The sequence below is a fragment of the Pseudomonas sp. 5C2 genome (genome assembly GCF_034314155.1).
Taxonomy (GTDB): Bacteria; Pseudomonadota; Gammaproteobacteria; order Pseudomonadales; family Pseudomonadaceae; genus Aquipseudomonas.
This window is the reverse complement of record NZ_JAVIWH010000002.1, coordinates 2238746-2262221: the sequence shown is the minus strand read 5'-3', so window position 1 is coordinate 2262221 and position 23476 is coordinate 2238746. Positions and strand designations below refer to the sequence as shown.

Sequence of the window (23476 nt, the reverse complement as noted above, 5' to 3'; positions counted from 1 at the left end):
GGGGCTGTCGCTTTCGCGAATGAAGGCACTCGGTGTTGCTGGGCTCAATCGGCCTCGCTCAACACCTCACCTCGATCTTTTTCGTCTTTCACTGCCGCCTTGGCCCGCACTTTAAGTTCGCTGACAATGACCCCTGCAACGATTAATGCCGCACCGAGCAAGGCGATGGCGGGTAAGCGTTCACCGGCCAGACGCCCGGCAATTCCGGCCCATACCGGCTCACCGGCATAGATCACGGTGGCACGGGTCGGCGAAACGGTTTTCTGCGCCCAGTTCATTGCGACTTGAATCGCCGCGCTGGCGGCCCCGAGGCCCACCGCGCTGATCACCAGCAACCATGAGAACGGTGGAAGTGGCTCTCCGGTCGGGACGACCATCAGAAACGACAATACCGAGGCGGTTGCCAGTTGCACTACCGTTACTCGACGCACGTCGACTTTGCCGGCGTAGGCGCCGATCAGAATAATTTCGCCGGCAATTGCCACAGCGCTGACCACGGTGGCTATTTCACCGGGGCTGAAATTCAGCGAGGCGCCATTGGGCCCGGACAGCAGCATCAACCCGGCGAAGGCCAGGCCAATGCCCAGGCTTGGCATAAGACCCGGACGACGTCCCAGCACCAGCCATTGCAACAACGGTACGAAAGGCACATACAACGCGGTGATAAAGGCAGACTGGCTACTGGGAATGGTTTGCAGGCCGATGGTTTGCAGGCCATAGCCGAGCATTATCGACACACCGATGAACACCCCGGCCTTGAACTCGAGCAGCGTCAGGTCGCGTAGAATTCGCAGGGAAAAGAGGGCAACGATGCTCGCGGCGGCAGCGAACCGCAGCCCGACGAAAAACAACGGTCCACTGGACGTCAGTGCCTGCTGCACCAGCAGAAACGTCCCGCCCCAGATCACGGTGATCAGGATCAATACAGCTTCTGCTTTACTGATTCGTGGCGTCAGGCGGGTAGACTTCATGGTGTTCACCGGGCTATTGGGGCTTGCGTGTGACAAAGGTGAGACGCAGAATGCGTCGAAAGTGGGCAGTATACTGCGCAAATCGAATCAGGCGAGCAATATAGTGCACAAAGACATCGCTCAGAGAGCCCCGGTGCTACAACACGTCAGTCAGAATGTGCGCCGTTTGCGCAATGCCGCAGACCTTAGTCAGAGTGCCTTGGCAGAGAAATCCGGGGTGAGCCGCAGAATGCTGGTGGCAATCGAGGCGGGCGAGAAAAACGTTAGCCTGGCAACCCTTGATCGGGTCGCCGATGCGCTGGACGTGGCGTTCAGCGATTTGATCCAGGCCCCGGATGTGCGCGATCCCAGCCGCATCAACGAGGTCGCGTGGGCGGGACTGATCCCTGGCAGCAAAGCAGTGCTCCTGGCAAAGGCCGTGGCCAAGCGCGAAGTCGAGTTGTGGGAGTTTTGCCTGGAACCGGGTGAGGTTTATGCGTCGGAAGCCGACCCTGAAGGCTGGAGTGAGCAGGTCTATGTGTTCGAAGGTTGCTTGAACATCGGTCTGGTCGATACCGTCCACCGCGTTGAACGCGGCGAGTTCTACATGTTCGCCAGCAGTCAGGCCCATACCTATCGAAACGATGGGCCGGTGGCTGTTCGGTTTGTGCGCAACGTGGTGCTGTAAGCCGTTCACGGAAGAGGGGTGATGGCTCGCGAACTGTTTGCCCAACAACAGCGTTTGAACACTGTGTAGGTTTGCTGGACTTTTTCACTGTCAGATTGCAGGCAAGGCCAAGAAAAGCGATCATTTTTGATCAGGCATGCCCTGTGCAAGGTCGGTGGCAGACATTACTTTTTGCTGCGCTTTTTGAAGGATAGGGGAATGACCGAGTCGCATTCAGGGCAGGCGATTTCTGCCGTCCGTACAGCCGATATTTTAATTGTGGGTGGCGGCTTGAGCGGCAGCATGTTGGCTGCGCAATTATTGAGACTGCCGGGTAAACGACGGATTTTGATTATCGAGTCGCGCAGTGAGCTGGGGCGTGGCGAAGCCTACAGCGCGACTGAATTGGGCCACACCCTCAATGGTAATGCTGCACGCATGGGTGTCGATCCAGACAACCCCGATGACCTGACCCAATGGCTGGGCGACTACATTGCGGCTGGCGGCTGGCCGGAGTCTGCCGGGCAACACGTACCCGTGGCAGAGCTGTTCCCGCCACGGGGTATTTTTGGTCTGTATGTGCAGCAACGATTGGCGGATGCGCGGGTGCTCGGCGCTTCATACGGATCTAGCCTGGAACATGTGCGCGGCGAAGCAACTGATCTGGAAAGCAGTGATGCGGGTGTGCGGATCACCCTGAGTGATGGCCGCCAATTACAGGGCACGTTTGCGGTGCTGGCCACCGGCATGTTCCCTGCTGCGCGCACCTCGCAACGCGAGTCCAGCGGGCTTAATGCGGCGTCTGTCGATCCGTGGGATGTCGACGCCATGCGCGAGCTCGACCCTTTGGCAAACGTACTGATCATCGGCTCGGGCCTGACCATGGTCGATGCATTGGTGTCCTTGGAGCAGGCCGGGCATCGCGGACCAATCGACGTGTTTTCCCGTCACGGTCTATTGCCCCACGTCCGCCGCCAGCCGCCGGTGTGGGTGGATTTTCTGGCCGAAGATCACAGTATTCGCAGCACGCGTCAGCTGCTGCGCAAGGTCCGCGAGGAATGCGAACACGCCATTGCTGACGGGATTGATTGGCAGGCGCCGCTGGATACGGTTCGTGCGCACATTGGCCGTCTGTGGTCCCAGGCCAGCGATGTGCAGCGTCGGCAATTCGTTCGCCATGTGCGGCCCTGGTGGGAAAGCCATCACCATCGTTCACCACCGCCAAGTGCAGCACTGCTGGCGCGACGTGTGGAAGAGGGACGGCTGACCATTCACGCCGCGTCATTGCAGGGGGTGGAAGTGCTGCCGACAGGGCAGGTACAGATTCGCATCCGTCGTCGCGGAGAGTCTGAGTCGTCGCACGTCATTGGCGATGCCTTGATTAACTCCACGGGCATCGAATACGACTGGCGTCGGGTGGACCGTGCATTGCCCAGGCAGCTTTTGGCGCGGGGCCTTATCCTCCCAGGTCCGCTGGCGCTAGGGATTGCCGCGCAGCCCGATGGTGCGTTGCTTGATGCGCAAGGGAACGTCTCACCGCGGCTGTTCGCCATGGGGCCGCCGTTGCGCGGAATGTGGTGGGAAAGTACTGCAGTAACCGACGTCGCCAGTCAGGCCAAAGCCCTGGCGGAGCGATTGGCTTCTCTGGATAAACACTGACTCATAAAAAACGCCGCTCAGCGGATATGCGCTGAGCGGCGTTCGTTCACGTCACTGGGATTCAATCCAGAGCGAGCAGTCCTTAGCGGATGCTGCTGATGCTGCCTTTGTTACCGGTAACCTTGACGTTGACCTTCTTGAACAGAAAGTAGTCTTCAACGCTGACTTCGTAGCGAGGTGCGACGATCAGGTCGGAACCGGAGCTTTTCACCGCTTTGAACGCGGCGGCAGCTTTCACTGCGGAGATCGGGTCAGGCAGGCCGATTGCGGAACCGCCCGCACCACCGTAAGTAACGCCATCGGCGAACTGGGTATCGCCACCCACGTTAAGCCAGCCGAACAGGATCGTGGTGGATGATTCGCCGCTGATTTGTTCCCCTACTTTCACATCGGCTTTCAAGTCAGCGGTGACCGAGCCAGCAATCGGCGCGGTTGGCTGGCTCATGTTATAGCTCACGCAGCCGCTGGTCGTTGCGATCAGGGTGGCGACAGCGGCAGCAAGGTATAACTTCTTCATGTGTGGTGACTCCTGGTGGTTTGTGCTCGGGCATAAATAAGCCGGCGCAACCATAACGGGAGTCGACCCCTGAATCTGTCAGACGCTTCCTGCATAGATGCAGGGTTCGTGACTAGGTTTAGTAGGGGATTTCGTACGGTATTAAATAGTTAATATTTCCCCCCGTAAATGCTGGGTTTGAGCAGTCGAAGATACTGTCGTTTCTGATCGAAGCGTTACGGTCCTACACCTTTTTACTTCGTGCCAGACACCTGATCGGCGTTCAGATTGATAGCTGAAGCACGCGATCTCCTGCCGTCTGTTCAGTGGGACGACGTTTGTTCACTGCCAGCTCGCCAATCTTGATCAGGCGGGTCCGCGTGACGTTGCGGCTCAAACCGAGCAAGTTGGCGGTGTGCACCTGGTTGTAATGGCTGAAGCGATAGGCCGCGCGCAACAGGGCGTCTTCGACTTTTTCGTGCAGGGCACCGGCCTGCTCTTCGAACAGGGTCTGGAACGCTCGCGTCAGCAGCGCCGCGGCGGAGTCGTCAACAGGCGCCGTATCATCCAGGCGCTCGATGCGCATGTTCGACAAGCGCAGATCGTTGTGCTGGATCAACCCGTTGCGGCAGATGAGCAGGGTATGGTGGATGACGTTTTCCAGTTCGCGGATATTACCCGGCCAGCTGTAGCTCCTGAGCTTGTGTTCGGCTTCTGCGCTGATGCTGATCGGGCCATAACCCAAGCGCTTGCTATAGACCTCGATGAAGTGCCGGGTCAATGGCAGGATATCGCCGGGACGCTCGCGCAGCGGGCTCAACTCCAGGCTTACCACGTCCAGCCGGTAATACAGATCCTCGCGAAAATGCCCTGCATTGATGGCTTTCTCCAGCTGTACGTTGGTGGCCGCCAGGACCCGCACATCAATGGGGATGCTTTTACGTGAGCCCAGACGCACCACTTCACGCTCCTGCAACACCCGGAGCAGTTTTACCTGGATGGGCATTGGCAGATCGCCGATCTCATCTAGGAACAGCGTGCCGCCATTGGCCTCTTCAAACCAGCCGGCTTTAGCGCTGAGGGCGCCGGTGAAGGCCCCTTTTTCGTGACCGAACAACTCGGCCTCGACCAGCGATTCGGAAAAGGCTCCGCAGTTGACCGCCACGAAGGGGCGATTGCGTCGGGCGCTGAGGTTATGGATATGGCGCGCGACCAGTTCCTTGCCGGTGCCGGTCTCGCCGATGATCAGCACACTGGCTTCGCTGGGCGCGACCTGCTGCACATGCGCCAACAGGGCTTGGGATTTTGGATCTTCGAAGACCTGAGCGGTGGCCCGGATCGACGTCGCCAAAGCTGGCGATGGGGGTAAGGTCAGAAGCTGCATGGGCATCTCTATCACTATGAGTAGAAGGTCGGAACAGGCAGAGATCGGTTCAATGCCCAGTCACCCAGTTCGTGGAGTTTGTAATCCACAGGATCGTGCAAGGTCTGAGTGCGCAGGTTGCGCCAATGCCGGTCGAGACGCAGGGACGCGTGGGTCGAGCGCGCCCCCGTCACCTCGAACAGCTTGCTACACAGCTCCAGGCCTTGGCGGCTGGCGGCGACTTTTGCGGTGGCGATCGCTGTTGCCAGATAACCACGCTCCTCGTTGCTTAGATCCGGGCCTTTGGCCCAAGCGGCATCGAGCAGTTCGGCGGCCCGTTCTACCAGCAACCGCACGCCTTCCAGCGCTACCCAGAACTCCCCGTAGTGTGCCAACACATAAGGGTCCTGGCGGATGTCCTCGGTCGTGGATTTGAACCAGGTGCGGGTTTCGGTGAGGGTGTATTGCCGCGCTTCATTGAAGGCCCCCTCGGCGATACCGAGAAACATGTGGGTGAACGTCAGTTGCGCGATCAGCGGACGCAAGCAGGCAAAGGGCGTACTCAAAGGACCGGGGTCAAGGAGCAACTCCGACTCGTCGACCCGCACCCGCTCAAAGCTGGCACTGCCGCTGTCGGTCTGACGCTGGCCCATGTTGTTCCAGTCTTTATGCAGGGTGATACCGCTGCGCCCGCTGGGGATGGCGGCGATCAGCAACTTGCCGCCCGCCGTTTCGTCCACGGCCGAAGCGATCAGCATCTGTGAATCGCTGGCCCCGGAGCAGAAGCTTTTTTTGCCGGAGAACTCCCGCCAGCCGTTGAATGTTTTGACGACAGTGCGTGTGTCCAGCGGGTTGAGGGCGTTGCCCCAGAACCAATTCTTGCGCGCGGTCTGCTCGAACCAGGGCTGCCATTGTTCCGGCTTGGCGAACAGGCGCACGGTGGCCAACATCAAATGATGGAAACCGAAGACATGAGCGATGGAACTGTCGACCTTGGCGAACTCGCGAACGATGTCTAAGGTTTCACTCCAGCGCCCACCTAGCCCGCCATATTGACGAGGAATGCTTAGCGCCAGCAGGCCGCTTTCGCGCAGTGCGTCGCGCTCGGCTTTGGGAGTGCCACCACGTTCATCACGCTCTGCGGCGGTTTCGGCAAATTGTGCAGCCAGTTTTTGGGCTGTCTGCAAGGGCGTGGACGGGGCGCTTGGCGGCTTGGCAGTCACACGGGTTTCCTCAAGGGTTAATGCAGGGTCGGACGGAAGTGTCACGCCCCCCCGATCCTGTTCAGGCTGTGTGAGCAGACTTGCCTGCGAAAACGGTATGTCAGGCGCAACCGATCACTTGGCCTGAGGCGGCAAGTCATTGGCGATCATTTCGCCAAATGGCCCGGTCAGGTTGGTGATCCCGCGACCGGCCAGGCTCGCGTAGGGCTCGGGCAGCAGCGGAAACACCAACTCGGCGAAGCGGTAGGCTTCTTCGAGGTGCGGGTAGCCGGAGAAGATGAAGCTCTCGATCCCCAGGTCCGCATATTCTTTGATCCGTGCCGCGACCTCTTGCGGGTTGCCCACCAGCGCGGTGCCAGCCCCCCCACGAACCAGGCCGACACCGGCCCACAGATTTGGTGCGATTTCCAGATTATCGCGACGCCCGTCGTGCAGCGCTGCCATGCGTCGCTGGCCCTCGGAGTCGAAGCGCGAGAACGACTTCTGCGCGGCCGCGATGGTTTCGTCGCTGATGTGCTCGATCAGGGTATCGGCGGCTTTCCAAGCCTCTTCGCTGGTTTCACGCACAATCACATGCAGACGAATACCGAAACGCACGGTGCGTCCTTTGCGTGCGGCACGTTCGCGAACGTCAGCGATCTTCTCGGCGACGGCGGCTGGCGGCTCACCCCAGGTCAGGTACACATCCACCTGCTCGGCGGCCAGTTCGTGAGCAGCCTCGGAAGATCCCCCGAAGTACAGCGGTGGATAGGGTTTCTGAATCGGTGGGTATAGCGCTTTGGCGTTCTGCACGCGCAAATGCTTGCCTTCAAAATCCACGGCTTCGCCTTGCAGCACGCGACGCCAGATGTGCAGAAACTCGTCGGTGACTTCGTAGCGCTCGCTGTGATCGAGATAGATACCGTCGCCACGGTTTTCATCCGGGTCGCCGCCGGTCACCACGTTAATCAACAGTCGGCCACCGGACAGTCGATCCAGGGTTGCCGCCATCCGCGCGGACACGGTCGGCGAGATAATGCCGGGACGGATGGCCACTAGATACTTCAGGCGCTCGGTCAATGGCACCAGCGCCGAGGCGATGACCCAGGAGTCTTCGCAAGAGCGGCCAGTGGGGATCAGCACCCCGTGATAACCCAAGTCATCCGCTGCCTGGGCCACTTGTTTGAGGTAATTCAAGGTGACGGGGCGGGCGCCTTTGGTGGTGCCCAGGTAATGGCCGTCGCCGTGAGTAGGGAGGAACCAGAAAACATCCATGACAAATCCTTCAAACAATGTGCAGCCAATTTTTTATGGACGCCGAACAGCAGTACGGCGCGTTATGCAGTAGGGCAAAAAAGCGGTGTCTCAGTCGGTAATGAAGTTCACGGGCTCAGAGCAAGAGCTGTATCAACGAGCCCCCCGTATTCACACCTTGGGCAGCGCTGGCTAGCGTCAGTCACCTGTTCACCGGCAACGCTTTTGTTGAATGACTGTTGCCGGGCAAACAGTTGCTGGGCCAACACTGCATTGAGTCAGTGCTAGTTATAAAGCTTATGAGTTATTCCTCAAAAGAACCTAATTTCATATTTTTATAACTTTAATATATATGTATGAGTCCTATGCTCGGGCGCTGCAGGCTTGCAGTGCTACGCGAGGCTGCGAGGCCCGACACACTCAAGGCGCCATCATGGGCGCGCACGTAGACGCATCAATGGCGAGCAGTGATGGCATGGGGCATGGTTCGTGTTTGATCGCCGAAAAAGGTACTTCAGTACCGAGAGTCGCCAAGCAGCGGTTCTGGAAAAACTAAATCATGTGATAGTTTTCGCCGTCCAATAGAAACCCCCAAAGGACGACCGGATGCACTCGAATGGAAAATTCTGCGCACCGTTTCTCTTTCTTGTCTGTGCGGCTTTGTTCGGCACCTCCGCAGCTGCGGATACGGAAAAGTCGGATATTGACAACCTCGTGCAAGACGCCGCCCAGGCGATCATGCAGCAGTACAAGATTCCCGGCCTGGCTATTGCAGTTACCGCTAATGGTAAACAAAGCTTCTACAACTACGGGGTGGCCTCCAGGGAAACCGGGCGAAAGGTCACCCGCAATACGCTGTTCGAGATCGGATCGATCAGCAAAACGTTCACGGCGACCCTGGCCACTTACGCTCAGGTCAACGGTCGGCTTGCACTCAGTGACAACCCCGGCAAATACCTGCCGCAGCTCCAGGGCAGCCAGTTGGACAAGGTGACGCTGATCAACTTGGGGACTCATACGGCGGGAGGGTTTCCCCTTCAGATTCCTGATGACGTCCAGAACAACGAGCAGTTGATGGACTACTTCAGGTCTTGGCAGCCCCTTTTCGCCCCTGGCACCTACAGGACTTACGCCAATCCCAGTATCGGCTTGCTTGGGATGATCGCTGCCAAGAGCATGAACATTCCTTTCGATGAGGCTCTTGAGGCCCAGCTTTTCCCGAAACTTGGCATGCACGGCAGCTACATCAATGTGCCTTCAAGCAATATGCCGCTCTATGCACAGGGCTATAACAAACAGGACGCTCCAGTCAGGCTTAGCCCAGGAGTGCTTGCAGCCGAAGCCTACGGAGTGAAAACCAGCGTCCAGGACTTGATTCGCTTCGTCGAGGTTAACCTGAACCTTACCCAGACAGATGCCACGCTTAAGCGCGCAATCGCCGATACCCATATAGGTTACTTCCAGCTTGGTCCGATGACCCAGGACCTTATATGGGAACAATATGGGTACCCGGTTAGCCTCGATACGCTACTGGAAGGCAACTCTGACAAGATGGCTTATGAGCGTCAGGCGGCCACCGAGCTGATCCCGCCCCAGCCCCCGCAACAGGCGGTCTGGGTGAACAAGACGGGCTCAACCCGCGGGTTTGGAGCCTACGCTGCCTTCATCCCTGAGAAGAAGCTCGGCATTGTGATCCTGGCCAACAAGAATTATCCCAACGAGCCTCGGGTTCGTTTGGCGTATCAAATCCTGAGCAAATTGGATTGCTGCTCGCGAGCAGAGCACTGAGGCATCTACCTGGGCCTACCACGGACGTTTTTCGTGCAGGCGAGTGTGGGGTTTTAAACCTCAGCAGCTGATTTACGGATATCCTCGGCCTCATCGCGAAGCCGAGAGCCGCACCCCATGCGCCACAAAAACCTCACCCGTCGTCTTGACTTGATTACCCTGCAATTGTTTGTCGCCGTGCACGAAGAAGGCACGTTGACTCGGGCGGCTGCGCGGGAGGCGATTGCGGTGTCGGCAGCCAGTAAGCGTTTGATGGAGTTGGAGAATGCACTGGGCATTGGCCTGTTCATGCGTAACGCTAAAGGCATGGCATTGACCGCAGCGGGGGAAACGCTGTTGCACCATGCGCGGCGGATGCTGTTCGATGTGGAAAAAATCGGCCTGGAACTAGGCGAACATATTCAGGGCGTACGCGGTTATGTGCGGATGCTGGCGAACCTGTCGGCGATCATCCAGTTTCTGCCGGAAGACCTGCACGACTTCGTCTCCAGCCATGAGCAAGTGAAAATAGACCTCGAAGAACGCCCCAGCAATGGCGTGGTGCAGGGCATCATTGATGGCGTGGCGGACATCGGCATTTGTTCGATGGACACCGACACCCAAAGCCTGTTCAGCGTGCCTTATCGCCAGGATACGCTGGCGGTCGTGATGCGCAGCGACCATCCCTTGGCCGATCGTGATCACGTGGCCTTTGCCGATACCCTGGACTATGACTATGTCGGTCTGCATGCGGCCAGTTCGATCAACATGCGCACCCACGCAGCGGCTCGTGCCTGCGGGCGGATCGTGCGCCTGCGGATTCATGTCCCAGGTTTCGATGCGGTGTGCCGGATGGTGCAGGCCAATATGGGCATCGGCATCCTGCCGCAAAAGGCGTATGAACTGTTCGGTCGCTCGCTCGGGTTGACGGCGGTGGCGTTGAGCGATGATTGGTCCGAACGCACCTTGTTGCTGGTAGCCCGCGACCAGGCATCGTTGTCACCGGTCAGCTGTTTGTTGTTCGAACACTTGCGCCGCCTGGAAAATCCCGCGAACTAGACACACCACCTCAAGCGTTCGCGTTTCGCGAACGACGCTTGCCAACAGAAGGTTGGATTCTTCAGTGCCTGGTCCTCTAGCCTTGGCTCACGTTACAAGGCTTACATTCCAATAAAAAAATATGAGGCACTGAAGATGACGGCTCCCCTGAGTGGAATCCGCGTTATCGAGATTGGAACACTGATCGCGGCACCCTTCGCGGCGCGTCTGATGGCGGAGTTCGGCGCTGAAGTGATCAAGATCGAATCGATGGGGCAGGGCGATCCTCTTCGTAAATGGCGAAAAATCCACGAGGGCACCTCCCTGTGGTGGTACCTCCAATCACGCAACAAAAAATCCCTTGCACTGAATCTCAAATCTCCCGAAGGCATCGCCATCGTCAAGCAGCTCGCTGAAAGCACCGACGTGCTGATCGAGAACTTGCGCCCCGGCGCCCTGGAAAAACTGGGTCTGGGCTGGGACGTTTTGCATGCGCTGAACCCCAAGCTGACCCTGGTGCGCATCTCAGGCTACGGCCAGACCGGTCCCTATCGTGACCGTCCCGGTTTTGGCGCCATCGGCGAAGCCATGGGAGGTATTCGTTACACCACCGGCACGCCTGGTTCACCGCCAGCGCGGGTCGGCGTCAGCCTGGGTGATTCGCTGGCATCGATGCACGCGGTGATGGGCGCACTGATGTCGTTGCTGCGGGTGAAGACCGGGCAGGGCGAAGGTCAGATTGTCGATGTGTCGCTGGTCGAAAGCGTGTTCAACGTCATGGAAAGTCTGGTACCGGAATACGCCATGCAAGGCCATATACGTGAGCGCAGCGGCGGCGCCTTGCCAGGCATCGCACCTTCCAACACCTACCCGACTGCCGACGGCGCCTACGTGGTGATTGCGGGCAATAGCGACCCGATTTACAAGCGACTGATGCAGGTCATCGGCCGCCCCGACTTGGGCGAAAACCCCGAATTGACGCATAACGATGGTCGGGCGCTGCAGAGCTCGATGCTCGATGAAGCGATCAGCACCTGGACCTTGAGCCAGCCCATCGACACCGTGTTGCAGGCCCTGGAAACGGCTGAGGTGCCGGCCGGGCGCATCTACTCAGTGGCTGACATCGTTGCCGATCCGCACTATCAGGCACGCGACATGATTCTCGACGCCGAGTTGCCGGGCGGGGCTGCGGTGAAGATGCCGGGCATCGTGCCCAAACTTTCCGAGACACCGGGCTCAATCAATTGGCAGGGGCCAAGCCTGGGCCAGCACACCTCCAGCGTACTCAGCGAACTGGGCATGACCGAGCAGGATATCGCCCGACTCAAACACGATGGAGTGGTCCAATGATTACTGACTATTCCGACAGCCTGATCGTCCAGGAGGTCGCGCCGCGAGACGGCCTGCAAATCGAGCCCAAGTGGGTAGAAACTGCCGACAAGATCGCCTTGATCGATCAATTGTCACTGGCCGGGTTTTCCCGTATCGAAGCAGGCTCCTTCGTCTCCCCCAAAGCCATCCCAGCGTTACGCGACGGTGAAGCGGTGTTTCTGGGCATCCAGCGTCAGCCTGGCGTGACCTACGTTGCGCTGGTGCCCAACCTCAAAGGTGCGCAGCGCGCCCTCAGCGCGGGTGCCGATGAGCTGAACCTGGTGATGTCCGCCAGCCAGACCCATAACCTGGCAAACATGCGCATGCGCTGCGAGCAATCACTTACGGCATTTTCCGATGTGGTGGCACTGGCTCGCGGCACGTCGCTGGGCCTGAATGCCTCCATTGCCACCGCCTTCGGTTGCCCCTTCGAAGGCGTGACCAGCGAAGACCGGGTGATGCAGATCGTCGATGCTTATCTGGAGTTGGGCATGCAGGGCATCACCCTGGCCGACACAACAGGCATGGCCAATCCACGTCAGGTCTATCGTCTGGTACAACGCGTATTGACGCAGGTTCCGGCGTCAATGCTGACGCTGCACTTCCACAACACCCGAGGTCTGGGCCTGAGCAATGTGTTGGCTGCATACGAGGCTGGCGCACGGCGCTTCGATGCCTCCCTTGGGGGGCTGGGAGGTTGTCCGTTCGCCCCTGGCGCCTCCGGCAACATCTGCACCGAAGACCTAGTGAACCTGTGCGAGGAAATGGGTATTCACACCGGTACCGATCTGCCTCATTTGCTGGAGATGTCTCGCCGTCTGCCTGCGCTGTTGGGTCATGAAATGCCCGGTCAGGTAGCCAAGGCCGGTCGCAACTGCGACCTGCATTCCGCGCCGGAGAATATGCCCGTTTGATCCTGTTTCACCCCTTAGCGTGACCAAGGGGGCACACGCCCCCGGACCAGACAACAAAAACAATCGGACACCCACGGGAAGTCCGTCTGGAGAAAATGAAATGACAATCTCTGTTCTGAACGCGGACAGCAGTCCTGCCGAGATCGTGAGCGCGGAAAAGGCCCTGATCAGTAAAGTCGCCTGGCGCCTGATGCCATTGATCATGGTCTGCTACCTGTTCGCCTTCTTCGACCGCATCAACATCAGCTTCGCCAAATTCCAGCTACAGACTGACCTGAGCCTGAGCGACACCGCTTATGGTCTCGGCGCGGGGCTGTTCGTGGTCGGTTACGTGCTGTTCGAAGTGCCCAGCAACATGATGCTGTACAAGGTCGGCGCACGGCGCTGGATCGCCCGGATCATGATGTCCTGGGGTGTGGCGACGGCGCTGATGGTCTTCGTCAATACTGAATGGCAGTTCTACGGTTTGCGCTTCATCATTGGCGCGATGGAAGCGGGCTTCGCGCCGGGCGTGCTGTATTACCTGACGTTGTGGTTCCCACAGCACTATCGCGGGCGGATCACCTCGATGCTGTTCCTGGCCTCGGCCTTCGCCGGTCTGATTGGCGCGCCGCTCTCGGGCCTGGTCCTCGGTCATCTTGATGGCGTGATGAACATGCGCGGCTGGCACTGGCTGTTCCTGCTGGGCGGTTTACCCTGTGTGCTGCTGGGCCTGTTGGTGTTGGTTGTCCTCAAGGACAAGATCGCCGATGCGCATTGGCTGACGGGCCAGGAAAAGACCTATTTGGCCAGCCGCGTCGCCCACCACGAACCCCACAAAGGCGGCGGCTCCTTGCTGGCGGCATTGAAGCTGCCAGGCTTCTTGATGCTCGGGCTGATTTACTTCTTGATTCAAGTGGCGTCCTATGGCCTCAACTTCTGGGCCCCGCAGTTGATTCGCAGCGCTGGCACTGAAAGCCCGGTGATCATCGGTTTGCTTACGGCTATCCCGTATATCTGTGGCGCCATCAGCATGGTGGTAGTTGGGCGGATGTCCGATGCCAGCGGCGAACGGCGCAAATACGTGGCCGGTTTGGTGGTGCTGGGAGCGATCGGTTTCTTTAGCGCCGGGATATTCGCCGAGCACACGTTGTTTCTTATCATCTCCCTGAGTTTGCTGGGTGCAGGCATCGTCGCCTCAATCCCTGCCTTCTGGGCCCTGCCACCAAAACTGCTGGCCGGTGCTGGCGCAGGTGCAGCCGGCGGTATTGCGGTAATCAATACCCTCGGGCAGTTCGGCGGTATCGTCAGCCCGATCATGGTCGGCCGAATCAAAGACCTGACCGGCAGCACCACCCCAGCGCTGTACGTGATCGGCATCGCCAGCCTGATTGCCGCCGGGCTGCTGCTTTGGGCTTTGCCGGCCAAACTGCGGACGCTTGACAAGACCGATCAGTGATTGCCAATCGACCAAGGCTCCTGCCTTGGTCGGCCTCATCGCAGCCTTCACTCGTCGCCTCCCCGAAACTTTGTCTCGACGCTCCTGCCATTTCTATAACACGACAGCGCAGGGAGTCAGGTGATGGCACGAGCAATCTGGAAGGGTGCGATCGGTTTCGGGCTGGTGCATATCCCGGTCGCGTTGAAGCGCAGTATGGAACCGGTCGGTTACAAGCGGATCAACAAGGTCACCGGCAAGGAAATGACCCCGGAAAATATCGTCAAGGACATGAGCGTCGATTGGCAGCCCGATGAGTACCGTGACACCTTCGAAGAAAAGATCATGCAACTGGTCGAGACCAAGGCCCGCCAAGGAAAAATCGAGGATGTCGAAACCAGTGTCGGCGAACTGGAGCGCAAAAGCGCCGATGTCATTGACCTCACCGAGTTGCTCAAGCGCAGCCTGAGCAGCAAAAGCCCGGCCAAAGGACGGGCACCTGCCCGAAAGAAAACCAGCAAAGCCTCTTGAGGTCTCTTTAAGCAAATCTCCACCTGCTCCGATCCAGTGCAAGGTAATCGATCATGGCCAAGCCATTGAGTGAGTACGCTCGCAAACGCAATTTCGACATCACTTCCGAGCCGTCGGAGCTTGCTGATCGAAAGCAGACCTCGCGCGGGGCCAAATCATTGAGTTTTGTGGTGCAAAAGCACGAAGCGCGTGACCTGCAGAGGAGTACGACCTCGTCGAGGCGCTACCGAAGAGCGTGATCAGTGGCGCGACTGTGGGTGAGACACGCACTGTGGATACAACCAAAAAAGCCAAAACGTCCTTCCACGTCCCTGACAAGCTGGCGCCTCAGTTGGCAACGCTGGTCGATAGACCGCCGAGTGGCGAATGGCTGTATGAAATCAAATTCGACGGCTACCGGATCCTGACCCATTTCAGCGCTGGACAGGTGCGCCTGCTCCGCCGCAACGGCAACGACTGGACTGAGCGATTACCACTGCAAGCCAAGGCTCTGGCAGCCCTTACGTGTCCAAACGCAGCCCGGACTGGATCAAACTCAAGTGTCGTTTACGTCAGGCGGCATTTATCGCCCTGCGTAGCGACAAGCCAGCGGGTGACGTGGTCCGCGAGCATCTTCTCTCTGCACGCACTCGAAGCTTACGATGCCTTGAAGAGTTAGCTTCTGTCTTGAACGGTCAGGAAATGCCTTGCTGGCTGGTAGGCACATTGGTATGTCTTGCCAGCCAGCGGTTTCTGTTCGGATCGCTGCTATTCGCTGCAGGCCATTTGCCATACCATCGGTCCATTCAATGGAAAGAGAGGGTACGTACGTGAGCAGTTTCCTGGACAAAATCAAGAACAAGATCAATGAGGCCTCTCCTGATCTGCTCGCTCGCACATCCGAGTTGATGGAGAAAGGCAAGAAGGTCGCTGTTGAAATGGCTGACAAGGCCGCTCCCGTGATCAAGCAGGCGTCTGCGAAAGCCAGCGCTTATGCCCAAGAAAAATCTCCGATCATTAAGGCGCAGGCGATCAAAGCGCTCGAAGAAGCCAAGGTTCAGCGTGCGGTTCTGCAAGAGAAAGCCCGAAACGACAAGGTGGCCCACGCCGAGTACGTAAGGACCATGTACTTGATGACCCTTACCCCGCGGTCGCTGGCGTTCATCGACGAGAAATTCAACCATTACGGTCGCTCGCTGAACTTCATGTGCATCACGGGTGAAGTACTGGCGTCTGACAAGCGTTCTGAGGTGAGGATGTCTGCCAGCCATTCGCTCAGTAGCACAGGTGGCGGGTTTCTTTGGCAAGGCACCGGCTCGGTGAGCATGAATGTGTCCAGCCACTCCTTCGTCAACGCCACAACCAACACGGCCCATGAGTTCTGGATCCGACTGCCGGACGGAGTCGAAAAGCCGATCTATCTGTTTGACAGCAACATCCCCATGCGCAAGGGACAGGTTGTTTCGCTGATCTTCTGCAACGCTGACGACAGCCCCAACGGGATGCTGGTGGCACTGGTCAACCATAATGCCAAAGCGATGTGGAAGGTCCTGGGTCCGGCCGAGATCAATCAGCGTTATAAGCTCTACACCAAAGAGCCAGGCTTGTTTAATGGTCGGGAAGTTCGCGAGACGACCGCGCGACTGCTCAACGAACTGGATATCCGCTTGAGCCAGTTGGGTGAGTGGGCCAGTCGCTTCGAAGCGCCCTCGAGTGAAGCCGATTCGGCCCTGCTCGGTCACTGAGCCCTGTCGTGGGCGCGCTACGCGATCATCGAACGTTGCAATTAGAGGATGCGGTACAACAAACGCTCTATGCGAACCCGGCTGACCCGACGCAGAAACGTGCGCACGGCGACCGGGTATTCGCTCAGCGTGTCCAGTTCGTCGTACTTGTCGACCCGCAAGGTATTACGCATCAGTTGAGTGACTTCCACATCACGGCGTGCAGTCCACTCGGACTTTGGATCGTCGATCAGCAGAGCATTTTCCAGGTCCAGCTGGAAGGCTCGCGGATTGAGGTTGTTGCCCGTCAGTAAGGTGTAGCGCTGGTCGGCCCAGAGTCCTTTCAGGTGGAATGTGTTGTCGCCGTCTTTCCACAGGTGCAGATTCAACTGGTCCTTGGCGATGGCCTGCTGATGCTTTTGTGCGAAGCGGCGCAAGCTGATTTCGTAGAGATAAGGCAGTGCGGCAATGACTTTAAAGGGCTCGTCGGCCGGGATGAAAAAGTCATTGGCGGTCTTGTCGCCGATGATGATATCGATGGTCACGCCGCGCTTGAGGGCGCGATTGATTTCCCGCGTCACGGTCACCGGCAGATTGAAATACGGCGTGCACAGCGTCAGTTGTGTCTGACTGGCCGCGATCAACTCGCAAATAGTGCGACTCAGCGGGTTCTTGTTGCCCACACCCAGCAGGGGAATGACACGCAGGCCACCGGTTTCATCGCTGCCGTCCGATGTGTCGTATGACGTGCGTTTGAGATGGCTCCTGAAGGCTCGGATTTCACCCCGCAAACTGCGAGAGGTGGGAGGCGCGGGCAGGTCCAGGCGGTGCACGGCTTTGGATGTGAGTACATCGTTGCGCACCAAGTGTTGCATCGAGTCGGCCAGTGCCTTGTTCTGCAACAGGTGATAGCGATCAAGGCGGTACTTGTCGAACTTGTGCAGGTAGACGTTATTGATGCTGGCGCCACTGTAGATCACGCAGTCATCGATCACGATTCCCTTGAGGTGCAGCACCCCGAACAGTTCGCGGGTCTGCACAGGCACGCCATACACCGGCACTTCAACGTCATGCTCCAGGTTCTGCGCCTGATACCACGCGGAGTTACCGGGCTGCTTGCCGGCACCGATCAACCCTCGTTGTGCGCGAAACCAATCCACCAACACCACGACATCCAGTGTCGGCCGCGCTGCTTTGGCGGCGTACAAGGCGTCGAGGATTTCCTGACCGGCTTCATCCTGTTGCAGGTACAGGGCAACCACATAGATTCGCTGAGTCGCAGCAGCGATTTTCTCCAGCAGGCAGCGTCGGTAGTCGGTGGCGTGGGGCAACATCGTGATTGCATCGGCTGCCAAGGCAAAACCACGAAGCGTGGGCAGGATGGAACGTCTGAAAGTGGAGCGCATAAGCCTCTCGAAGCGTTAGCCAGATAGCACGGGAGCTTACACCAGAGTGTCAGTGAGAGGGTTTGCTCTTTGCCTCGCTGCACAAAGTTGACCGGTATGGCAGTTGAAACACGCCAAAGACCATGAGTTGGGCGCGGCCCAGACCGAACAGCTTCATCATCTCTTGGTGCAGCACGTCGTTGAAACTGAACAATGACAGGGTTTGTTTTTTTATAATCGCGCGGGGGCATGGTGCCTGACCTTTTTGGCGAGCACGCCGGAAAACGCTAATAGTGCTGATCGCGAATACTTCTACTATCACCAACCATATGAAAATATGGGGCCGCACGTTCAGCTGGATGTTTAATCCCGTCCCGATGCGTTCTGTATCCGGACAAGAGGGTGATGGCTATTTGATAGCTCTCTGATAAGCTTCAGATCGTGAGCCAGGAGGTTAGCTGAATGACGCTACTCGTCGGTTCGCACCCTCAACAGAAGTGGATGCCATGGATGTGTGATTGCCTGTGGATCGATTGCCCGAACAGCCATCCTGTCTCATTCCCCGCCCTTATCGAGCGGTAGGGCAGAGGAGCCTCGACCCCATGCAAGACCCCGGAGGAAAAGGACTTTCACTCACGAAGCGGCTGTACAAGTCGCGCACGCTGGGAATGATCCTCGGGTTTTTCTGCGTTGCCGCCGTCGTCTACCCACTGCACAAGTCTGGCTGGGTATGGGGGCTGATGGTCCTTACCGGATTTGTCTGGCCGCATCTGGCCTTTCAATGGGCTCGCGTATCGACGGTTCCATTCCAGGCTGAGCAGCGCAATCTACTGATTGATTCATGTCTAGGCGGCCTCTGGGTGGGGGCCATGCAATTCAACCTGCTGCCCAGCGTCATCGCTCTTTCAATGATGTCCATGAACAATATGGCCATCGCGGGGCCGCGTTTTCTGCTGGGAGGCTGGCTGGCACAAGCGTTGGGTATTGCGGTCTCCCTGCTGATTTTTTCCCCGGTATTTACGCCCGAAACCACAGTTTTCCAGATGTATGCCTGTGTACCTTTGCTCGCTATCTACCCGTTGGCGCTTGGCTGGGTTGCGTACAAACAGACTCATCTGCTGAAAAACCACAAGCGCGAATTGCTGACCCTCAGTCGTACCGACAGCTTGTCGGGCCTGTTGAACCATGGCTCGTGGAAGGATCATCTGGACCTTGAGTTCCAGTCCTGCAGCAATACGCAGCAGAGTGGCACCATCGCCCTGATCGACATCGATCACTTCAAAGTGATCAACGATACCTATGGCCATGTGGTGGGGGACCATGTGCTCCGGCAATTGAGCACGGTACTCAAACAAAACCTGAGGGCCTCGGATCTGGCAGGGCGGTATGGCGGCGATGAGTTTTGCGTGATCTTGCCTGATACCCCGATCGTGGTCGCGGCCGAGATTATGGACCGCCTGCGCGATACCTTCGGCTCCATCCGTTACGAACGGGAACCGGCGATGAGGGTCAGCCTTAGCATTGGACTGGCCGCCTACAGCCCTGCCCATCTGGATGCGACCAGTTGGCTAAGTGACTCCGACAAGGCGCTGTATGGGGCTAAAAGCACGGGGCGTGACCGGGTCGGTTGTTTGATTGACGGGGCATTTCATCAGGTCGTGCGTGATCCCGCTTGAGTGCGGGGTCGCAGTAAACATGCTGTTCAGCAAGGACTCGTTAGCGCTTGCCTTGAGCCGATAACGGAGCCTTGCCTTCAGCACGGGTGAAATGCGCTCAATACCCGCTTCGACGAAGAAGGGTGTCGAGGCTTTCTGAAGACGGACGGCCATAGAACGTCAGCAGTTGTGCCGCGCGGTTGGTGAAGAAACCGTCGACTCCGCGGGCGCTGAGTGCTTTGAAATCCACCTCGTCATCGACGGTGTAGGGATGGATTATCAGGCCTTTGTCATGGGCCATACGGTTCATCCATGGCTTGACCAAGTCCACATAACTTTGATCGCCACCGTCTTTGAGCGCTGATGAAGGCCCAATGCCGATTGCTCCGTGAGCTTTGGCCCACTCAATCCACCCGGCGAACTCCGCTTCGGACTTCACGTCCTGTCCGGCATAAAAGCTGGCCTTGTCTTTGGCGCCAGAGGTCTTGAACGTGGCGTCCGAACTGGCCTGGATATAGCCATCCCCTAACCACAACAACAGCACTTTTGGCACCTGTGGCATGCTTTTTTGCAGCAGTTCGAGGCTTGGTTTTTCGAAGGTCTGCAATACCACGCGACCAGGCATGTGCGCGACATTCACCCGGCCCTGGGCGGCTTCGGGTCGTTGATCGAGCCAGCCGCGTTTGGCCAGGACATTTTTAAGGTCTTCTTCTATGCCGGGAAACTGGGCGGGAACCTTGGTCTCGATATACAGCCCCGGTTTGTTCTCACCGCCCTCGGCGATATCGATGACTTCGTCCAGGGTCAGAATTTTTAAACCGACATAACTGCTGCGGGCTCTGGCGGGGAAGGCGGTATTGAACCAGGAACCAGCGTCCAGCTGTTTGAGCTCCGCCAGCGTGAAGCTGCTCACAGGTTGCGTGATCCGGTCCGGGTAGACCTGCGCGATGTTGGTAGTGCGTCGGAGGGTATCGTCATGCAGGGCGATCAGAACTCCGTCCTTGGTGCGCTGAATATCCATTTCCAGATAATCAGCCCCCAGCTCTCGAGCCAGCATATAAGCGGGAATGGTTTCCTCTGGCGCATCAAACGACGCGCCCCGGTGCGCAATGACGGCAGGCCAGGGCACCCCGATTTTGGCGGCGAGTGTCTTGCTCGGCGGTTCAATCGCGAGCGTGGACTCACTCATCAGCAGCGCGCTCGCCAACAGTGTCATGAGCCCGACCGCTCGTGGAATACCTTTCAACATGTTTGATTTTCCTTTTCTGCACGGATCATTCACGCCCGTCTTGATCGCCATGCAGGCCCCGATAAATCGAGGCCTCCCAAGTCTCAAGCATTAACAGCAACCATCAGCGAGAGCAATCAAGCTGTCGTTGCTGCACTGTAGCAAGTCGTCGATGACGAAATGGTGAGTGAGCCGTCGGTCACTTTTGCAACGATTCGGCCCGTTTCAGGTATTCCAGGAACCGACAGGTCACGGTTAAAATGGCGCCAATTTTTAGTGAGGAATCATCCAGGCATGGAGATGACGGTAAAGACTTTTTTGGAACTCAACATAGCGAAGCGAGAGCCTGGCGTATTCTTTTCGAGCTGTATCCGTAGCTTCACTGATACCGAACTGCTCTACGAAATAGACGTTGATCAGAACTTGGAGACAGTGGATGTCGGGCTGTACTCGATGCATGACAAGTACGTGTGGTCACAGAAGCGTGTTTATTTCATCTATGACGAAGACGGCAAACAGTTCCTTCGCTCAGTCCCCCGGAACCAGATCTGACACTCATCGAATCATCTGGTTTTTTTGACCTGACATCATGTGCATAAGGGCGTCTCGGGTGCCTTTTTGCGCCCGCTCTAGAATCCTCACAAAAGCCCTTCCTGCATCCGTAACCGCCACCGCCCGTTGAACCGCAACTCAGTCGCGGATAATGGCTCGATGTCTATCGAGTTGAAGGCTGCCGTTGGGCACTGCAGGGCATGCAGGATGGCGGCGCGGATGACGAAGGGGTGGGTGATCGCGACGAAGTGTCCCTGCATGCGCAGGGTGTCGAGCCATGCGCCGACGCGGGCGCAGACCTCGGCCACCGATTCGCCGCCGTGCGCAGTTGAAGCGCTGTCTGCACTCCAGGCCTGGAGTGCTTCGGGCTCATGCGCCTGGAGGTCTTTGATGCGTTTGCCTTGCCAGTGTCCAAAATCGCAATCGCGCAACTCAGGGACGATATCCATCTGCGACCCGAACAGGTGAGCGGTTTGCCGGGCGCGGATCTCGGGTGCGCTGAGTAAATGCACGGAGGGCTTGAAGCGGTCGGCCAGCGAATGCCCTGCAGCCTGCCAATCCAGTTCGACAGGCTCGTCCAGCGGAAAACGCGCGAGCTTCTGTGCGAGTGTCCGGGCATGGCAGATCAAGGTCAAACGAGTCGCCATTATGGGGATCCATACGGGGTTTACGGGTGGGCAAGTTTACATGCCTCATGCCCTTGTATCATTTCGCGGGAGCGACCGCCGTTTGCCACGTGACGGGCAGGCCTGATAGACGGCATAGTCCTCAGACTGATTGAGTGTGGTCTGACAGTGGACTTGGGGATGGAGGAACGTATGACGACTGTTCTAGTGCTGGTTGAAACCATTAACGACTATTTGCCGATACTCGAAAACAGTGGTTTTAACCTGATTCTCGCGCCGAGTCCGGCCGAGCGGGCAAAAGCCATCGAGACGCATGGTGCGCAGATCAATGCCGTATTAACCCGCGGTCCGCTGGGTTTTTATGCCGATGAGATCGCCGCGCTACCTCATCTGGAAATCATCTGCGTGATCGGCGCCGGCTATGAGCATGTCGACCTTGAGGCCACCGGGGCTCGGAATATTACGGTGACAAACGGGGCCGGGGTCAATGCACCCTCGGTCGCCGACCACGCCTTGGCGCTGTTGCTGTCGCTGGTGCGTGATATCCCGCGTGCCGATGCATCGGTACGGCGCGGCGAGTGGCGTAAAGTCATGCGTCCTTCGCTGGCGGGCAAACGCCTCGGTATTCTTGGGCTGGGTGCGGTGGGCATGGCGATCGCCAAACGTGCCGCTCTGGGTTTTGATATGTCCGTGAGTTATCACAATCGCCAGCCTCGCAGTGATGTGCCTTACGCTTATTGCGCAAGCCCGGTCGAACTGGCGAGCGCCTCGGACTTCTTTATCGTCGCGACACCGGGTGGGGCAGAAACTCTGCAGTTGGTCGACAAACACGTACTGGATGCCCTGGGCCCTCACGGTTTTATCGTCAACATCGCGCGTGCCAGCGTCATCTCGACGGCGGACCTGATCGATGCGCTTGAACATGATCGTATCGCTGGCGCCGCACTGGATGTCTTCGATAATGAACCGCAGGTACCGGACGCGCTCAAGGCGTTGAGCAACGTGGTGCTCACCCCTCATGTCGCAGGACTCTCTCCGGAAGCTTCGCAGGGTACTGTTCAGTTGGTGGCGGACAATCTGCTGGCGTACTTTTCCGGGCAACCGGTGCTGACCCCAGTGCGCAGTTGAATCGAGCGTTAACGTTGTGACCCTGTTACGTAGCCGTCGGTAAAAGGAGAAGGCCATGATTCAATGCAAGCGCGCTTATGACCCGGCGTCCCCCGCAGATGGTTATCGGGTATTGGTCGACCGACTTTGGCCAAGAAACATGCGCAAAGACCGCTTGGTCCTCAACGAGTGGCTGCCTGACACGGGCCCGACCACCCCGTTAAGAAAGGCGTTCAAAAGCGGCGCGATGAGCTTCGCGGATTTTTGTACGGGGTATCGCCAAGAACTGACGGCTCATCCGGAACATTGGTGGCGACTTCTCGAACCTGCCCGCCAAGGCACGCTGACACTCATCTATTCGGCGAAGGACACGGAACATAACAATGCAATCGTGCTGAGGGAGTGGCTTGAAGAAGAACTGGATAAGCAAGGGCCGCAAAGTTCTCCCGTCTGTTATGCCGGCTCACACCTCAAGTGAGTAACAGGTGTAATGCAAGTCACTTCAATAAAAGTGAAGTTAAACATCATTAATTTGACATTGCCCAGCGTGCCGCTGATCGGCACACTGCGGGCGCTCACGGTTTACTGTCT

Annotated in this window: 21 protein-coding genes and 1 pseudogene; 14 read left to right on the top strand and 8 right to left on the bottom strand. The window is 57.9% G+C overall.

Translation table 11 applies throughout. The features are described from left to right. Positions 1 to 44 precede the first annotated feature (44 nt). Entirely contained in the window at positions 45 to 971 is a 927-nt protein-coding gene (locus RGU44_RS11110) for a DMT family transporter (protein ID WP_322217119.1), read from the bottom strand. 103 nt (positions 972 to 1074) lie between these two features. Between RGU44_RS11110 and RGU44_RS11105 the strand changes: the two genes are divergently transcribed. Together RGU44_RS11105 and RGU44_RS11100 are read left to right on the top strand one after the other, a co-directional pair. Next, entirely contained in the window at positions 1075 to 1638 is a 564-nt protein-coding gene (locus RGU44_RS11105; protein ID WP_322178350.1) for an XRE family transcriptional regulator, read from the top strand. A gap of 198 nt (positions 1639 to 1836) precedes the next feature. Next, positions 1837 to 3276: an FAD/NAD(P)-binding protein gene (locus RGU44_RS11100; protein ID WP_322178351.1), complete on the top strand. Its 1440-nt coding sequence runs from the start codon at positions 1837 to 1839 to the stop codon at positions 3274 to 3276. An 82-nt stretch (positions 3277 to 3358) separates the two neighbouring features. Here RGU44_RS11100 and RGU44_RS11095 read toward each other — a convergent pair whose 3' ends face one another. The 4 genes from RGU44_RS11095 to ssuD form a co-directional block, all read right to left on the bottom strand. Then, positions 3359 to 3793 carry a hypothetical protein gene (locus tag RGU44_RS11095; RefSeq protein ID WP_322178352.1) on the bottom strand — a complete coding sequence of 145 codons (435 nt, stop codon included), beginning with the start codon at positions 3791 to 3793 and terminating at the stop codon, positions 3359 to 3361. A gap of 262 nt (positions 3794 to 4055) precedes the next feature. Next, on the bottom strand, positions 4056 to 5162 hold the full coding sequence (locus RGU44_RS11090) for a sigma-54 interaction domain-containing protein (protein WP_407074570.1): 1107 nt from the start codon (positions 5160 to 5162) through the stop codon (positions 4056 to 4058). An 8-nt stretch (positions 5163 to 5170) separates the two neighbouring features. Further along, positions 5171 to 6358 (bottom strand): acyl-CoA dehydrogenase family protein, encoded by a 1188-nt coding sequence (locus tag RGU44_RS11085; protein ID WP_322217805.1) that lies wholly within the window; start codon positions 6356 to 6358, stop codon positions 5171 to 5173. A gap of 114 nt (positions 6359 to 6472) precedes the next feature. After that, the gene (gene ssuD, locus RGU44_RS11080; protein WP_322178354.1) at positions 6473 to 7612 is read right to left on the bottom strand and encodes an FMNH2-dependent alkanesulfonate monooxygenase; all 1140 of its coding nucleotides are present in this window, start codon (positions 7610 to 7612) and stop codon (positions 6473 to 6475) included. 412 nt (positions 7613 to 8024) lie between these two features. Here ssuD and RGU44_RS11075 point away from each other — a divergent pair, with 412 nt between their 5' ends. The 9 genes and pseudogenes from RGU44_RS11075 (at position 8025) to RGU44_RS11035 (ending at position 16353) form a co-directional block, all read left to right on the top strand. Beyond that, entirely contained in the window at positions 8025 to 8147 is a 123-nt protein-coding gene (locus RGU44_RS11075) for a hypothetical protein (RefSeq protein ID WP_322217116.1), read from the top strand. A 50-nt stretch (positions 8148 to 8197) separates the two neighbouring features. Continuing rightward, complete coding sequence (ampC, locus tag RGU44_RS11070) at positions 8198 to 9379, top strand: class C beta-lactamase (RefSeq protein ID WP_322217113.1); 1182 nt, start codon at positions 8198 to 8200, stop codon at positions 9377 to 9379. A 117-nt stretch (positions 9380 to 9496) separates the two neighbouring features. Continuing rightward, positions 9497 to 10417 (top strand): LysR family transcriptional regulator, encoded by a 921-nt coding sequence (locus RGU44_RS11065; RefSeq protein ID WP_322178356.1) that lies wholly within the window; start codon positions 9497 to 9499, stop codon positions 10415 to 10417. A gap of 135 nt (positions 10418 to 10552) precedes the next feature. Next, complete coding sequence (locus tag RGU44_RS11060; protein WP_322217111.1) at positions 10553 to 11746, top strand: CaiB/BaiF CoA-transferase family protein; 1194 nt, start codon at positions 10553 to 10555, stop codon at positions 11744 to 11746. Further along, a complete protein-coding gene (locus RGU44_RS11055; RefSeq protein ID WP_322217109.1) occupies positions 11743 to 12681 on the top strand; it encodes a hydroxymethylglutaryl-CoA lyase in 939 nt (312 codons plus the stop codon). Before RGU44_RS11060 ends, RGU44_RS11055 begins: the two co-directional genes overlap by 4 nt. A 100-nt stretch (positions 12682 to 12781) precedes the next feature. Then, the gene (locus RGU44_RS11050) at positions 12782 to 14119 is read left to right on the top strand and encodes an MFS transporter (RefSeq protein WP_322178359.1); all 1338 of its coding nucleotides are present in this window, start codon (positions 12782 to 12784) and stop codon (positions 14117 to 14119) included. A gap of 123 nt (positions 14120 to 14242) precedes the next feature. Then, a complete protein-coding gene (locus tag RGU44_RS11045) occupies positions 14243 to 14629 on the top strand; it encodes a hypothetical protein (protein WP_322217107.1) in 387 nt (128 codons plus the stop codon). A gap of 310 nt (positions 14630 to 14939) precedes the next feature. Next, positions 14940 to 15131 (top strand): annotated as a pseudogene (locus tag RGU44_RS25040) (hypothetical protein); the annotation flags it as partial. A 307-nt stretch (positions 15132 to 15438) separates the two neighbouring features. After that, entirely contained in the window at positions 15439 to 16353 is a 915-nt protein-coding gene (locus tag RGU44_RS11035) for a hypothetical protein (RefSeq protein WP_322178361.1), read from the top strand. Positions 16354 to 16394: 41 nt separating this feature from the next. Here RGU44_RS11035 and pssA read toward each other — a convergent pair whose 3' ends face one another. After that, the gene (pssA, locus tag RGU44_RS11030; protein ID WP_322217105.1) at positions 16395 to 17738 is read right to left on the bottom strand and encodes a CDP-diacylglycerol--serine O-phosphatidyltransferase; all 1344 of its coding nucleotides are present in this window, start codon (positions 17736 to 17738) and stop codon (positions 16395 to 16397) included. A gap of 581 nt (positions 17739 to 18319) precedes the next feature. Between pssA and RGU44_RS11025 the strand changes: the two genes are divergently transcribed. Then, entirely contained in the window at positions 18320 to 19393 is a 1074-nt protein-coding gene (locus RGU44_RS11025) for a diguanylate cyclase (protein WP_322178363.1), read from the top strand. Positions 19394 to 19490: 97 nt separating this feature from the next. On the opposite strand, the gene RGU44_RS11020 is transcribed toward RGU44_RS11025, so the two are convergent. Next, positions 19491 to 20588 carry a glycerophosphodiester phosphodiesterase gene (locus tag RGU44_RS11020; RefSeq protein WP_407074576.1) on the bottom strand — a complete coding sequence of 366 codons (1098 nt, stop codon included), beginning with the start codon at positions 20586 to 20588 and terminating at the stop codon, positions 19491 to 19493. A gap of 650 nt (positions 20589 to 21238) precedes the next feature. Next, on the bottom strand, positions 21239 to 21802 hold the full coding sequence (locus RGU44_RS11015; protein ID WP_322183075.1) for a histidine phosphatase family protein: 564 nt from the start codon (positions 21800 to 21802) through the stop codon (positions 21239 to 21241). A 168-nt stretch (positions 21803 to 21970) separates the two neighbouring features. Here RGU44_RS11015 and RGU44_RS11010 point away from each other — a divergent pair, with 168 nt between their 5' ends. Both RGU44_RS11010 and RGU44_RS11005 read left to right on the top strand, forming a co-directional pair. Next, positions 21971 to 22906, top strand: coding sequence for a 2-hydroxyacid dehydrogenase (locus RGU44_RS11010; RefSeq protein ID WP_322217103.1), 936 nt, complete (start codon positions 21971 to 21973; stop codon positions 22904 to 22906). Between the two features lie 55 nt (positions 22907 to 22961). Then, complete coding sequence (locus tag RGU44_RS11005) at positions 22962 to 23363, top strand: DUF488 domain-containing protein (protein WP_322178365.1); 402 nt, start codon at positions 22962 to 22964, stop codon at positions 23361 to 23363. Positions 23364 to 23476: the final 113 nt, after the last annotated feature.